Genomic DNA, 15,765 nt, shown 5'->3' with positions numbered 1-15,765 from the left:
TTCCTTGTTTTCACTTTGAAGGAAAGTCTATGAAAATGAGCGCCTTTATGAAAATGAGCGAATGAGATTTCACGAACTGTCATGTTCTTTCATCGAAATAGTTATCATCGTTCATAAAATGTGATATGATTATAAACGTAAATCTGTAAAGGACAATGAGGTGTTTTGTATGGCAGAGAAAAAAGTTGTGAGATATAAACTGGTCAGACATAAATGGCCGGATGAAATACAGGCAGAGAAAAAACGCAGACAGAGACGAATGTGCATTGTTGCCACATGTATCGTATGCTTTTTCGGAGGCTTCTTTTTAAACTCCACGCTGCATCAGACTGCGGCAGCCTCCAGAGATGAATTTCAGAAGCTGGAGGAAATCTATTCCATCATGAGTGACAAATTCTACTTCGGAAAGAATCAGAAAAATCTGAATCAGAAGCTGATTGACGGTGCGATCAGCGGGTTGGTGGATGCCGGCGGCGATATCCATACCAGCTATCTGGATAATGAACAGACAGAAAGCTTTACGGGCTCCATGGAAGGAAGCTTTGTCGGTATCGGCATTCAGTTTTACGGCGTGGATGATTCGACGTTTATCATTGATGAGGTGCTGAAAAATTCACCGGCAGAGGGAGCAGGCTTTCTGATGGGAGATCAGATTTATGCCATTGATGGAACTGTATGCAGGAATATGACAACAAGCGATGTTAAAGCGCTGATCACCAATTCCAAGAGTGATGAAATCACATTGGAAATCATACGGGAAAACAGGCATAAGAAAATCAAGGTGAAGAAAGCAACTGTGCAGGATTCCGTATACAGCAGTGTCAACGGGAAAACCGGAATACTGGAGCTTGACACCTTTGCGGAAACAAGCGGGGAAGAGGTTAAAAGTCATTTGGAAAGTCTGAAGAAGGATGGCTGTGAGAACCTGATTCTGGATTTGCGGGACAATACCGGCGGTTATTTGAAATCCGCACAGGAAATTGCCAGCTATCTGCTTCCGGACAATACCGTTATCTTCCGTGAGGAAACAAAGGACGGCACGAAGGAGGATTACAAAACCATCAGCGGTTATGAGCAATACAAATATAAGAAAATTGTTGTACTTGTCAACGGGGATACTGCCAGTGCGGCAGAAGTGCTGACTGCAGCACTGCGCGAACATCTGGGCGCAACCGTTGTCGGAGAAAAAACATATGGCAAGGGAACGGTGCAGGTGCCGCTCACCTTTAAGGACGGAACCATGTTTAAATACACAACAGCGGAATGGATTACGCCAAAGGGGGAAAAAATAAACGGGAAGGGCATTACACCGGATGTTCAGGTAAAGCTGGATGAAGCGTTCTATACGAGTGCACCGGTTCTGAAAAAGGAAGTATACAAGCCGGACACGGTTTCCGCAGCAGCGAAGAGTGCACAGATTTATCTGAAATTCCTCGGTTATGCAGTGGATCGGACGGATGAATATTTCTCTTATGCGTCCGGTGAAGCCCTGAAGCAGTATCAGAAGGATAAGGGAATGAAGGTCACTGGAAACATTGATGCGGATACCCTGACCTCTCTGCTTTCCAGCTGTGCGTTAAAATGGCATAGTGAGGAGGCAGTTCTGGATACGCAGATGAAGAAAGCGGTGGAACTGACAAATGGAAACTAAATTATTTGATCTTGTATCGGATTATCAGCCGCAGGGAGATCAGCCAAAGGCAATTCAGGAGCTGGTGGACGGCATTCAAAAAGGAAAGAAACAGCAGGTTCTGCTGGGGGCGACCGGTACCGGTAAGACCTTCACCATATCCAATGTGATTGCGAAGGTCAATAAGCCCACACTGGTATTCGCACATAACAAGACACTGGCAGGACAGCTCTATTCTGAATTTAAGGAATTTTTTCCGAACAACCGGGTGGAATACTTTGTATCCAACTTTGATTATTATCAGCCGGAGGCCTATATTCCAAGCTCCGACACCTATATTGACAAGAATGCGACAACCAACATGGAGCTGGATATGCTGCGAATGGCAGCTGTCAACTCCATTCTGGAACGAAGGGATACGATTATCATAGCTTCAGTCGCATGTATTTACGGTGCCAGCAATCCGGAACAGTATCGGGAGATGTTTTTCTCAATCCGTGTGGGTGATATCATTGATCGCAAGGAGCTGATGGGAAAGCTGGTCGCAAGACAGTATACGAGAAATGACATGGATTTGCTGAGGGGCACCTTTCGTGTCCGCGGAGATGTAATTGAGGTTGCACCGGGACATACGGACTCCTTTATCCTGCGAATCGAAATGTTTGATGATGAAATCGAACGAATCTGTGAAGTGGATCCCCTAACCGGCAAGGTTCTGAATGCCTATACCGTTTACGTGGTTTATCCGGCCAGCGGTTATGCGACAAAGCAGGAAATTATCAATCGGGCAGCGAATACGATCGAAGAGGAGCTGGCTGACCGTCTGCAGGTGCTGGAAAATGAGGGCAAGCTGCTGGAGAAGCAGCGGCTGGAACAGCGTGCGCGTTATGATATAGAAGCTCTGCGTGAATTCGGTGTCTGCCCGGGTATAGAAAACTATTCGCGTCATATTGATGGTCGTAAGCCGGGAGAATGCCCGTATACCTTATTTGATTATTTCCCTGACGATTTTCTGCTCGTAGTGGATGAATCCCATGTATCCCTGCCGCAGATTCGCGGCATGTACAATGGGGACCGTGCCCGTAAGGAAACACTGGTAAACTATGGCTTCCGTCTTCCTTCCGCACTTGATAACCGTCCGATGCGTTTTGAAGAATTTGAGAAAATGATCAATCAGGCAATCTTTGTCTCCGCAACACCGGGTAACTATGAGCTGGAACAGACAAAGGGTGAAATCATAGAACAGATCATTCGTCCGACAGGTCTTCTGGATCCGGTGGTAACCGTACGTCCGACGCAGGGACAAATCGACGATCTTGTGGATGAAATCCGTACGCGCATTGAAAAGAATGAACGTACTCTGATTACAACGCTGACCGTTCGCATGGCGGAAGATCTGACCAGCTATCTGAAGGGAATGGATTTCAAGGTGGCGTGGCTGCATCATGAGGTTAAAACGATTGAACGAACGGAAATCATACGGGACCTGCGGAAAGGAAAATACGATGTGCTGATCGGTATCAACCTGCTTCGTGAAGGTCTGGACATACCGGAGGTTTCTCTGATTACCATTCTGGATGCCGATAAAGAGGGCTTCCTGCGAAGTGAGCGCTCTTTGATTCAGATTATCGGTCGCGCTGCCCGTAATGCCCATGGACAGGTCATTATGTATGCGGATAAAATAACGGATTCCATGCAGAAGGCGCTGGATGAAACCGCACGTCGCCGTGAAATACAGATTGCCTATAATGAGAAGCACGGCATTACGCCAAAAACGATCATCAAGCCGATCCATGAGGTTGTCCGCAGTAAGGAAACCCAGGAAATGACGGCGAAATATATTGGGAAGAAAGCCAAGGTCAGCAAGAAGGATAAGGAAAAGCTGCTGGCAAATCTGGAAAAGGAAATGCGGGAGGCCGCAAAGGTGCTGGACTTCGAACGTGCGGCAGAGCTTCGCGATATCCTGCTGGAGCTGAGGAACTCATAAAGAAAGGGGTCTTCTATGTTCACTGAAAAAAATAAGAAAATCAACCGGCTGACGCTGAAGCACGTATTGTTTCTGATTACCTATACGATAGCGTTAATCTGGATCATGCTGCATCTGAATGAGGTGTTTGATACGGTGTCTATGATCATCGGTATGCTGCGTCCGTTTATCTATGGCATCATGATGGCGTTTGTTTTCAACATCCCTATGAAATTTTTCCTGAAAAAGCTTCCGGACAATCTGGGAAGGTGGAAAAAGGCGCTCGCCGCTGTATGCTCCATGTTAATTATTTTCGGTATTCTCGCTTTTATTGTACGCATTGTGATGCCGCAGGTGATTGAAAGCATTGCCTCACTGGCGAATTCACTGCCGGGATATATTGAGGATGCACAGAAAACGATTACCAGTATGATCGAGAAACAGCAGATACCACAGGATGTTCTCAAGCAGGTGGACACCTATTCCGCACAGCTGCAGGACACTCTGGTGAGTCTTCTGAAAAACGGAATACCGCATCTGCTTACCATGGCAAGCGGCTTTGCGAGCAGTCTGGCCAATGTATTTATGGCACTGGTTATTGCGGTTTATCTGACGGTATCTAAGGATAAGCTGCTGGAACAGTCTCATCGCTTTCTCTATGCCTTTACATCCAACAGAGCGAATGCGTTTGTGCTGCGGGTCGCTCATCTTACCAACACAACCTTTTCCGCCTTTATCACCGGGCAGCTGGTGGAAGCGGTGATTATCGGTGTTTTGTGCTATATCGGCTGCCTGGTGTTAGGCTTCCCATATGCACCGATCCTGGGTGTGATTATCGGCTGTACCAACATCATACCGATTTTCGGAGCGATCTTCGGTGTTGTTCTGTGTGCCCTGCTGGTCGCATTCGTCAATCCTCTGCAAGGGGTGTTCTTTGTCATATTCGGCATCTGTCTGCAGCAGTTTGAATCCAATCTGATCTATCCGCGTGTCGTTGGAACAAGTGTGGGGCTTTCCGGCCTTTGGGTATTGTTTGCGATCACAGTTGGCGGCGGCTTGTTTGGCTTTGCGGGTATGCTGCTGGGACTGCCAACCTTCTCTGTTATCTATTCTCTGCTGCGTGAGGAAATGAATCGCAGAGTACGCTTGAAAAGGGAAAACAGCAGCGTGGAACTACCGGTGAGTGAGGACCTGCCAGAACAAAGCGAGGACATGATCTAGAAGCGGTGCTGTAAAGCTGATTCTAACATACTTTGAAATACCGGTGTACATTATAAACCATGAAGAAATAGATTTCCTTCGCATGCAGGAACTTTATTTCTTTTTTTCGGTTTTTACGGCTTTATCAACTTCATATTGTATGGTAAAGAAACCTTTCGGTAGCTGTATGCTTTTGATTCTTCTTTCAGGGATATCATTCTTCAAAGAGCGGCTATAAAATCATTAGGAATGAAATCGGATATGAACATGCAAATCAATGCCGCAAAGCAGCTCTCTCTGCTATAATAGACAGGAGAAATGAGGAAGATAGTATGAAAATAATGTTATCACCAACCAAGCAGATGAAGCCGGTAAACAGAGAACCGCTGCAGCTTCCACACTTCATCAACGACAGTGAAGTTATATGTGAAAGGCTGAAGCAGCTCCCCGCTGATGAGCTGCGTACCCTGATGAAAATAAATGAGAAAATAGCTGTGGAGAATGTACAGCGGTATCAGAACATGACGTTTTCTCTTGCAGGCTCACCCGCGCTGTATACATATAACGGACTGCAGTTCAAGCATATGGGGGTGGAGAATTTTTCACAGGAGGATGCCGCCTATGCACAGGACTGTATACGAATACTGTCCGGTATGTATGGTGTCCTACGTCCCATGGATGCCATCCAGCCCTATCGTCTGGAAATGCAGACACGTTTGCCGATCGGTGAATGCAGGGATCTGTATGCGTACTGGGGGGATCGTCTTGCGCATTTCCTCTTGCAGGAGGAAGGCGAAAAGCCCTGTATCATCAATCTTGCCAGTAAGGAATATTCAAAAGCGGTGTACCCTTATCTGTGCGAAGAATCTACCTATACAGTGACATTTCTTATAGAGAAAGCGGGCAGACTGAAAACAGAATCCACGCAGGTGAAGATGGCAAGAGGCGCAATGGTTAACTGGATCATCACACAGCGTATATCCACCGCAGAGGAGCTTATCGCTTTTCATGCGGACGGCTATGCATATCAAAAGGAATTATCCAAGGCACAGGAGCTTGTGTTTGTGAAACGAAAATAAGGTAAATGCTGGCTTATTTCAATAAAAAATGGAAGCCTGAAGCTCTTTTTCAGGTAAAATGTGAAAATAATTCATAAAATTTTGTAAGAAAATGATTGCGACTTTTTACCGTTAATGATAAAATCCCCATGATAGAGAGGAGTTTATTATGGAATACTTGAAATTGATTGGAATCGTAATCATCGTTCTCGGCTTCGCACTGAAGTTCGATGTACTCGCAACTGTTCTGCTGGCTGGTCTGGTGACAGGAATTGTTGCAGGAATGGATATTCCACATATTCTTTCCATTCTGGGAGAGTCTTTTGTTAGCAATCGTCTGATGTCGATCTTCCTGATTATCTTCCCGGTAATCGCGATTATTGAGCGATACGGGCTGAAGGAACGTGCGGCATATTTGATAGGAAAAATAAAAAATGCATCCGCAGGAAAGGTGTTGGCAATCTATATGCTTGTTCGTACTGCTGCCAGTGCATTCAATGTGCGGATCGGAGGACATGTTCAGTTTGTCCGTCCGCTGATTCTGCCAATGTCAGAGGCTGCGGCAAAGGTGAGTAAGCAGAGTGACCTGAGTGAAAATGAGGTGGAGGAGCTGAAGGGACATGCGGCAGCTGTGGAAAACTTCGGTAACTTCTTTGCACAGAACTGCTTTGCGGCGGCAAGCGGTGTTGTGCTGATTCAGGGAACACTTTCCATGTACAAGGAGGTTACACTGCCAAGTATTGCGATGGCCAGTATTCCGGTTATGGTTATTACCGTGGTATTTACATTCCTGCAGGTTTTCCTGTTTGACCGTAAGGTAAAAAAGGCAGGTGCTCGTCATGACTGATTTTCTGACTAATATCGCTCCGGAAATATTTTATGCATTATGCGGACTGGTTTGTCTGGATGCCGGCTGGCGGGCATTCCAGAAGAATGATAAGGCAAAATACGGGACAGCGCTGTTCTGGGTGCTTGTCGGTGTGATCTTCATCCTTGGAAAATGGATTCCGAGTACGATCACCGGAGGAATCCTTGTGGTTATGGGGATTTTAACAGTTAGCGGACAGGTACGTATCGGTACCTTCCGGGATGTCAGTGTTGAGGAAAAGGAAAAAGAAAGCAGACGGATTAAAAGCTGGATATTCCTTCCGGCCGTGACAGTTGGTCTGATGGCGTTGGTGATGTCGTTTGTCAGAATCGACAGCGCTGCGCTGGATGGTGCCGTTATGGTTGGAATCGCCTGTCTGGTATCCTTTGTTCTGGCGGTTATCATCTGCCGTCCAAAGGTAAATGAAACGCGTGAAAATACAACCAAGCAGCTGATGCAGGTCGGTGCATCCTGTCTTTTGCCACAGCTTTTGGGCGCTTTGGGTACCCTGTTTACCGAAGCCGGTGTCGGTGATGTGATTTCCACAATGATATCCAGTGTCGTACCAAGCGGCAATATTCTGATCGGAGTCATTATCTACTGCCTTGGCATGGTAATATTCACGATGATTATGGGAAATGCATTTGCGGCATTCTCTGTCATTACTCTGGGAATCGGTATTCCCTTTGTCATTGCACAGGGCGGAAACCCGGTTGTTGTCGGAGCACTTGGTATGACCTGCGGATTTTGTGGTACCTTATTAACACCGATGGCTGCCAATTTCAATATTGTGCCAACGGCTGTTTTGGAAACAAGAAATAAATGGACTGTCATTCGGGCACAGGCACCGATGGCATTCGCAATGATCGTCGTACACATCGTACTGATGCTGTTGCTGGCGTTCTAGGAAAGGAAGCTGTTTATGAAAATATTAGTGACCGGATTTGATCCGTTTGGCGGAGAACCGATAAATCCCGCTATTGAGTCAGTGAAGCTGCTGCCAGCTACGATAGAGGGCGCAGAGATTATCAAGTTGGAAATACCTACTGTCGTTCATAAGTCTTTGCAGGTGATTCGTGAAGCTATTCAGAAGCATGATCCGGATATGATTCTATCGATCGGACAGGCAGGTGGCCGCAGTGATCTTACCGTGGAGCGTGTCGGTATCAATATCGATGACTGCCGTATCACGGACAATGAAGGCAATCAGCCCATTGATGAGCCTGTGTTTGCGGATGGTGATGCTGCCTATTTCTCCAACCTGCCAATCAAGGCAATGGTGAATGAGATACGCAAAAACAAGATACCTGCCTCTATATCAAACAGTGCGGGAACCTTTGTATGCAACCATGTGCTTTATGGTGTGCGCTATATGATTGAAAAGGAATTTGCCGGCAAGAAAAGCGGATTTATCCATATTCCGTATCTTCCACAGCAGGTGGTGGACAAGCCGGGACAGCCGAGCATGGCGCTGGAGGTTATCGTTAAGGGGTTAACCTGTGCTATTTCCGCAATGATTCATAATGAAGCGGATGTCAAAACGACAGGAGGCACCATCTGTTAGAATGAAGCTGTTCGTTTATGGATCCCTGCGAATGGGATTGTATAATTATGAGCTTTATTTGAAGGGGAAGAGTCGGTTTTTAGGCTATGGCTATGTCATTGGGGAACTGTATTCCCTAAAGGAACGCTCATACCCGGCACTGCTTCCGGGGAATTCCAGAATTCTTGGAGAAATCTATGAGGTGGATGAAGCGGCAGCCCGTGCGGTTGATGCACTGGAGGAATATGTGCCTGGTAGTTCGGAAAATGAATATGAGAAAATAAACACGCAGATACTGGACGAACAGGGCACACAGCTGGATATATTGCCTGTCTACTGGTATCATGTGGAGAGGCCGGGGAACCGCGAGCTTTTGGATGAAATTATACAGGAGCATGATTTTACAGCCTATTGCAAGGCAAAAGCAAACTAATACAGGAAGCCGTACTGTAATCTGTGCAGGCGGCTTTTTTGTGTTACAAGCTCGTCTGGGTGAATATACAGATGCGCTTAAAATCGTCGATAGGGATGTGTGAAATAAAATCCAGTTTGTGATGAAATCAGTAAATTGAAACAACTGTTAGGCAATGCCTGCGCCTGCGCTCAAAGCGTGGGAGAAAAGAGGGAGTTTAAACATATGGTTCCTATCCGGATATGCGTGGGAATGATGATAGAATGTGAAAGGAAGCTGCCAATTATGGTTTTATAGTTTGTTTCATGATGATATGCGAAAGCGAATCGATATTGAGAGGATTGAATTTTATGTGATACACAAACATTTGTATGTGTCACTGGATGGTTTATGATAGAATGTATAGAGATGTAGGTGTGCTGTTTTCTTTATAGAAAATAAGAAAAGGCTACATTCATTATTTAAATACATTGAATAAACAGGAGGGGTAAGGAATGAAATATGCTGTAAGCAGCTGCTTGCTGGGAGTAAATTGTAAATATAATGGCGGAAATAATGCTTCCTCGGAATTGATCGATTATCTGAAGGAGCATGAGGTGCTGCAGGTGTGTCCCGAGGTGCTGGGTGGTCTTCCTACTCCAAGAGCTTGTGCGGAGATATCGGGGGAGTACATCATGAATACAGAAGGTGAGGATGTAACTGCGCAGTTTAAAAAGGGAGCAGCGCTGGCACTGGCACAGATACGTGAGTTTCAGCCGGATCTGGTCATTTTACAGCCGCGTAGTCCAAGCTGCGGAAAGGGAATCATTTATGATGGAAGCTTTCAAAACCGGCTGGTGGAGGGCGATGGAATGTTTGCACGTTTGCTGCTGGATGAGGGAATCCCGGTAATGACCTGCGGGGAATTTTTGGAAGAAGTGAAGCCGCTTTCTACAAAAGGCTTAGAAATGCATGGAAAACCCATGGGAAAAGCAATTTTTCTCGAAAAAAAACGAATTAAAGATTGTAAGTGGTATCAAAATGGTTTAAAATAGGATATGTAAAAAAGTTGTTTAATAGGAGGAATATAAAATGAAACAAATCACTGTATCTGTTATTGACCCAGTTGGATTACACGCACGTCCGGCAACTGTTGCTGTGAACGCTGCAAGCAAATTCAAATGTGAAGTTAACGTGTCTTTCAAGGGCCGTGAAGTAAACATGAAATCCATCATGGGTGTAATGTCACTGGGAATCCCTACGCAGTCTGAAATTACTATTTCCTGCAATGGTGATGACGAAGATGCTGCAATCGCTGCAATCGAAGAAGTATTGCGCGCTCAGAAAATCATCGGTTAATAAAAGAGAAAGGCTCCGAGCACAGTCCTGCTGATAGACTGTGGACGGAGCTTTTTTTGTATATGAGTATTGGATGGAGGTTTCACTTAAAAAAACAATATACGGCTGTTGTGCGTATGCAGGAATATCATTTCAGGTGAAATGCCGGTATATTTTACCGCATGTATCTTACCTGTATCCTTATTATCGATGAGGACGCAGTCTCTGCCAGAGATTCGAATGTGCTTAAGCCGTATCCATAGGCGGTGTGGAAATACCTGTATTTTACAGAATAGGTGATATGAAGCATCTGAGGGGTTCGACTTCAACTATGATAGCCGGAGACAGAGACATATCCGTATATTCCTGTCAGCACGCCATTAAAAGGAAGATGTGCATGTTACGCGCTGTTTCATATGAAATCCATCTGTACAATGAAAACTTTCCACAGAGGGTATAAATCGAAAACGGGATTTTTTCATGTATGTAAAGACAATACTTGCAGGAAAACAGTAGTCGAATAGTCGTTTCATTCCTTATTTTGTATGAAATTCAAATAAAAATCAGATGCAATTCGTGTACAGAATGGCAAAATTTTTAATTTAACTCTTTAAAATGTGGTAATCGCTTACATTCGCTAAACTTTTACAGAAAAAACCATGAGATTATGGTATAATAAAACCAGCAATCAACAGAAAGGAAGATAGTTTATGGTGAAAGATATTTATGAAAAATGGCTGAACCATCCGAATCTGGATCCTTCTTATAAAGAAGTGCTGGAACAGATGGATGAGGGTCAGATCAACGATGCGTTTTATACAACCATCGAATTTGGTACAGCGGGGATGAGAGGTCTGTTGGGACCTGGTACAAACCGTATTAACCTGCATACGATCCGCAAGGCGAATGTCGGCTTTGCAGAATATATCTGCGCAAACGGGGAAGATGCGATGAAGCGGGGGGTAGCCATTGGCTATGATAACCGTCATATGTCAAAGGAATTCGCTATGGATTCCGCTAAGGTGCTTGCGACCTACAACATTGCATCCTATGTGTTTGAAAGTCTTCGCCCGACACCGGAGCTGAGCTTCGCCGTTCGTCATTTTAACTGCTTTGGAGGTATCATGGTTACCGCTTCTCATAATCCGAAGGAATACAACGGATATAAGCTGTATGATGAAAAAGGATGTCAGCTGGTGCCTGCACTGGCACAACAGGTTATCGACCGAGTAAATGCAGTTGAGGATGAGCTTGCCATCAAGGCAGAGCCTTCCGCTGAACAGGAAAAGCTGATTACCGTGATTGGTAAGGATGTGGATGAAGAGTATTATAAAAATGTACTCAGCATTCAGTTGAATCCGGATATCAATAAGGATGATGTGAAAATAATCTTTACGCCGGAGCATGGAACTGCGAACATTCCTGTGAAGGAAGTGTATACACGTGCAGGCTATCACTTTGTCGCTGTGGAAGAACAGTGTTCTCCGGATCCTGATTTCTCCAATACACCGACACCGAATCCGGAGGAGGCAGGAAGCTACGAGCTTGCGATTGAATATGCGAAGCGAGAGGATGCAGATATTATCCTTGTCTGTGATCCGGATGCCGACCGTATGGGTGTTGGTGTAAAGCATGACGGGGAATACAAGCTGCTTACCGGTAATCAGAGTGGTGCTGTATTGATTGAATACATCTTCTCACAGCTGCAGGCGAAGGATCGCATGCCGAACAACCCGGTGATGTTCAATACTGTGGTGACCAGTGATCTGGGAGAAAAAATCGCCACAAAATACGGAGTTGCTACAGAAAAGACACTGACCGGATTTAAGTTTATCGGTGAAAAGGTGGCAAAATACGAAATTACGAATGAGAAACAGTATGTATTCGGATATGAGGAAAGCTATGGCTCTTTGATCAAGCCGTTCGTGCGTGACAAGGATGCTCCGCAGGCATGTCTGATGCTGGCAGAGGCGGCATGCTACTACAAGGCAAAGGGCAAGACTCTGGTGGATGTTCTGTATGATTTGTATGCGGAGCTGGGCTTCTATGAGGAAAGCCAGACATCGCTAAAGCTGGAGGGGCAGGCAGGCGCACAGCGTATTCAGGAAATTCTGGCGACCCTGCGTAAGACTTCAGTGGAAACAATTAACGATGTGAAGGTTATCCGCTTCGAAGACTATAAGGAAAGCAAGATCATTGAAAACGGAAAAGAAGAGGAGCTTTGCGAATTTACAAAATCCGATGTTCTGAAATACTATCTGGAGGATGGCAGCTGGATTGCGATTCGTCCAAGTGGCACTGAGCCGAAATGCAAGTTCTATTACTGTATCAAGGGAACATCACTGGACAATGCTCATGAGAAAACTCTGGCATTCCAGAATGCGATGGCAGAAATGATCAAATAAAAAAAGTGGTGAGTTCGATCATGAACTCACCACTTACTGTTTTATATGAATGTCAGCGATAGCTGTGCAGCAGATAGTTTCGGGTGCTCAGCAATGCGATTGTCAGTATGGTCAATGCTAGTAAAGACAGCAGCATGGTTATCCCTCCTTGTTTGTTAGTTTAAACTAACTATCTTCGTATACAGCATATCGCATTCATCTGTTCCTGTCAAGCTTCCGCATAGAAAAACTTTGAGCTTCAAAGCCTGTATACTATTTGAATCAGGCTATTCGCAAATAGTATACAAATAGGTAAAAAAGTAATGTAACCCATTACAAATTTATGAAAAAGAGAGGAAAACCTATAGGTTTTCGTGTTGAAATAGAGTAAAATATAAGTAGTTACAGACTGGAGGGCTACTCATGAAAAATAAAATTATGGATCGTTATTATAAGGGCTGTGCATTGGATGCTTACGAGCTGTTCGGCGCACACCTGTGTGAAGAACGGGGGAAAAAAGGAGTTCGCTTCACGGTGTATGCACCGCATGCGCAAGGCATTCAGGTCATCGGCTCTTTTGATGACTGGAGCTGCAAGGGACACCAGATGCGCCGCAAGGATGATAAGGGAATCTGGTCACTGTTTGTGGCAGAAGCCAAAGAAGGCGATATGTATAAGTATCGGGTGACACAGGCTACCGGACGTATTGTCGATAAGATGGACCCGTATGCATTTTATTCCGAGCTGCGTCCCAATACGGCCAGCATCGTTACAAATCTGGATTATAAGAAATGGAGCGATGAGAAATGGCTTGCGCAGCGTACGAAAAATTTTGATAAACCGGTGAATATTTATGAAATGCATCTGGGCTCCTGGAAAAAGGATGAAGATCAGGAGTGGGTGAATTATAAGGATATTGCGAAGGAATTGATTGCGTATGTGAAAGAAAACAATTTTACACATATTGAACTGATGCCGCTGAATGAGTATCCGTTTGACGGTTCCTGGGGCTATCAGTGCAGCGGGTATTTCAGCGCAACAAGTCGCTATGGAAGTGCACAGGAGCTGATGTATCTGATCAATGCATGTCACCGTGCCAATATCGGAATCATTATGGATTTCGTGCCTGTTCATTTCGTGCGTGATGATTTCTCCCTGTCATATTTTGACGGGACACCGCTGTATGAATATGAGAAGGCATGCGATGCGGATTCTCAATGGGGAACGGCGAACTTCAATCTCTGGAGAGAAGAGGTGCGCAGCTTCCTGATGTCGGCGGCTGCCTTCTGGATTGATAAGTATCACGTGGATGGTCTGAGAATGGATGCCATCAGCAATATCATACACTGGCATGGAAACAAGGACCTGGGAGAAAATGAAGGTGCCCTGCATTTCATTAAGCGGATGAATTATCATTTGTCTGAGGCATATAAAGGTGTCATGCTGATTGCGGAGGATTCCAGTGATTTTGCAAATGTGACCAAGGCAACGCAGGATGGCGGACTGGGCTTTGATTATAAATGGGATCTGGGCTGGATGAATGATACGTTGAAGTATCTGGAAAAGGATCCAATTTATCGAAAGTGGCATCACAATAATATCACCTTTTCCATGGCTTATTTCTATTCCGAACGCTTTATTATGGAGTTTTCCCATGATGAGGTAGTACATGGAAAGAAAACCATCGTCGATAAGATATGGGGCAGCTATGAGGAAAAGTTCGCACAGCTGCGGACCCTGTATTTATATATGTTCACGCATCCGGGCAAGAAGCTCAATTTTATGGGAAATGAACTGGCGCATTTCCGTGAATGGGATGAAGAAAAGCAGTGCGACTGGGATTTGTTAAAATATCCGATGCATGATGCATTTCACAGGTATTTTGCGAAGCTTGGCGAGCTGTATAGTAAGACACCGGCATTGTATGAAACAGAATATGACTGGACCTCCTTTCAGTGGATTGATGCGGACAATGCGGATGAAAATATGTTCAGCTACCTTCGTAAAAATGAAAACAGCTATTACATCGTCATTCTGAATTTCTCTCCAAATGCCTATAAGAAGCATGCGTTCGGTGTTCCGGAAAAGGGTGTGTATCATGAGCTACTGAATACGGAACAGGATATCTGGGGCGGAGAGATCACGGAGCTTGGAAAAATGAAGGCTGTTGAAAAGGAATGTAACAAGCTGCCGTATACCATCGAGGTGGATGTGCCTGCGTTCGGCGGTGTGCTGCTGGAATTGAAAAAGCGTAAGAAACCTGTCAAAAAAGCCGTAAAATAAATGTTTACAGCGGCAGTCAAGGAAAAAGAGTTGTCGGTATGCGGGGAAATGTGTATAATGATTATCAGGTAAGCATTGACCTTACGAAAGGCAGGGAATAAAGTGAAAGCAGTTGTAGTAGGCAGCGGAAGCTGGGGCACCGGATTGGCCCAGGTTCTTTGTGATAATAATGAAGATGTGATGATATATGGAAATTGCGAGAGCGAAATACGGGATATCAATGAAAATCATCAGAATGCAAAATATTTTGCTGGAGTGGAGTTGAATCCGGCGCTTAAGGCAACGACTGATATCCAGGTTGTAAAGGATGCGGATGTGATCGTTTTAAGTATACCGACGATTGCTGTGGAAAGCGTTTGTAAAGAAATTGATGCTTTGCTGGATCATAAGGTTGTTGTTGTTAATACATCCAAAGGATTTCATCCGGAGACCTTTGATCGAATGTCGGATGTCATTCGCAGAAATATAAGTGCTGAGCATCTCAGCAGCGTGGTTTCACTGATTGGTCCAAGTCATGCGGAGGAGGTTGTCATCCGTATGCTGACAACGATCTGTGCGGTATCGCAGAAGGAAGCCGATGCACAGAAAATTCAAAAGCTCTTCTCCAATGATTATCTGCGTATTTATACCGGTACAGATGAAATAGGAAGTGAAATCGGGGTTGCAGTGAAAAATGCCATTGCACTGGCAAGTGGTGTCTTGTATGGTCTTGGATATGGTGATAATACACGGGCAGCTTTGATTACCCGCGGTCTGATGGAAATGACGCGGTACGGTGTTGCCTTGGGCGGTAAAAAGGAAACCTTCATGGGGCTGACAGGTATCGGAGATTTGATTGTGACCTGTACAAGTAAGCATTCCAGAAATTTTCAGGCAGGGTATGATATCGGCAAGCATAACAGTGCAAAGTATTTCTGGGATAATAATACGAAAACCGTGGAGGGTGTCAGAACAGCGAAGGCGGTGCATGAAAATGCAAAGCGTCTGGGTATCGATATGCCGATTGTCAATGAAATATATCAGGTGCTGTTTGAGGATAAAAATCCCGAGGATTCCGCAAGGGATCTAATGCTTCGTGATTTGAAGTCTGAGATAAATTTTTAA

General features: G+C 45.0%; 13 protein-coding genes. All 13 read left to right on the top strand.

All coding sequences use genetic code 11. From position 1 onward, the window contains the following. Positions 1–169: 169 nt before the first annotated feature. Positions 170–1,651, top strand: coding sequence for a S41 family peptidase (locus G4D54_20320; protein ID QJA04611.1), 1,482 nt, complete (start codon positions 170–172; stop codon positions 1,649–1,651). Next, entirely contained in the window at positions 1,641–3,617 is a 1,977-nt protein-coding gene (gene uvrB, locus G4D54_20315) for an excinuclease ABC subunit UvrB (GenBank protein ID QJA04610.1), read from the top strand. The genes G4D54_20320 and uvrB overlap by 11 nt, the downstream gene beginning before the upstream one ends. A 15-nt stretch (positions 3,618–3,632) precedes the next feature. Beyond that, a complete protein-coding gene (locus G4D54_20310) occupies positions 3,633–4,817 on the top strand; it encodes an AI-2E family transporter (protein ID QJA04609.1) in 1,185 nt (394 codons plus the stop codon). Between the two features lie 311 nt (positions 4,818–5,128). Beyond that, on the top strand, positions 5,129–5,875 hold the full coding sequence (gene yaaA / locus G4D54_20305; protein QJA04608.1) for a peroxide stress protein YaaA: 747 nt from the start codon (positions 5,129–5,131) through the stop codon (positions 5,873–5,875). A 148-nt stretch (positions 5,876–6,023) separates the two neighbouring features. Further along, complete coding sequence (locus tag G4D54_20300) at positions 6,024–6,701, top strand: DUF969 domain-containing protein (GenBank protein ID QJA04607.1); 678 nt, start codon at positions 6,024–6,026, stop codon at positions 6,699–6,701. Beyond that, entirely contained in the window at positions 6,694–7,629 is a 936-nt protein-coding gene (locus tag G4D54_20295; protein ID QJA04606.1) for a DUF979 domain-containing protein, read from the top strand. The genes G4D54_20300 and G4D54_20295 overlap by 8 nt, the downstream gene beginning before the upstream one ends. Positions 7,630–7,644: 15 nt before the next feature. Further along, positions 7,645–8,286: a pyroglutamyl-peptidase I gene (gene pcp, locus G4D54_20290; GenBank protein ID QJA04605.1), complete on the top strand. Its 642-nt coding sequence runs from the start codon at positions 7,645–7,647 to the stop codon at positions 8,284–8,286. A gap of 1 nt (position 8,287) precedes the next feature. After that, positions 8,288–8,698: a gamma-glutamylcyclotransferase gene (locus tag G4D54_20285; protein QJA04604.1), complete on the top strand. Its 411-nt coding sequence runs from the start codon at positions 8,288–8,290 to the stop codon at positions 8,696–8,698. A 473-nt stretch (positions 8,699–9,171) separates the two neighbouring features. Further along, a complete protein-coding gene (locus tag G4D54_20280) occupies positions 9,172–9,711 on the top strand; it encodes a DUF523 domain-containing protein (GenBank protein ID QJA04603.1) in 540 nt (179 codons plus the stop codon). Positions 9,712–9,748: 37 nt separating this feature from the next. Continuing rightward, complete coding sequence (locus tag G4D54_20275; GenBank protein QJA04602.1) at positions 9,749–10,015, top strand: phosphocarrier protein HPr; 267 nt, start codon at positions 9,749–9,751, stop codon at positions 10,013–10,015. A 689-nt stretch (positions 10,016–10,704) separates the two neighbouring features. Further along, positions 10,705–12,399, top strand: a complete 1,695-nt coding sequence (locus G4D54_20270) for a phospho-sugar mutase (protein ID QJA04601.1) — start codon at positions 10,705–10,707, stop codon at positions 12,397–12,399. Positions 12,400–12,801: 402 nt separating this feature from the next. Beyond that, entirely contained in the window at positions 12,802–14,661 is a 1,860-nt protein-coding gene (glgB, locus tag G4D54_20265) for a 1,4-alpha-glucan branching protein GlgB (protein ID QJA04600.1), read from the top strand. 102 nt (positions 14,662–14,763) lie between these two features. After that, positions 14,764–15,765 (top strand): NAD(P)H-dependent glycerol-3-phosphate dehydrogenase, encoded by a 1,002-nt coding sequence (locus G4D54_20260; GenBank protein ID QJA04599.1) that lies wholly within the window; start codon positions 14,764–14,766, stop codon positions 15,763–15,765.

This window comes from [Clostridium] innocuum, from assembly GCA_012317185.1.
In the GTDB taxonomy this organism is placed as follows: Bacteria; Bacillota_I; Bacilli_A; order Erysipelotrichales; family Erysipelotrichaceae; genus Clostridium_AQ; species Clostridium_AQ innocuum.
This window is presented reverse-complemented; position numbering and strand designations above follow the sequence as displayed.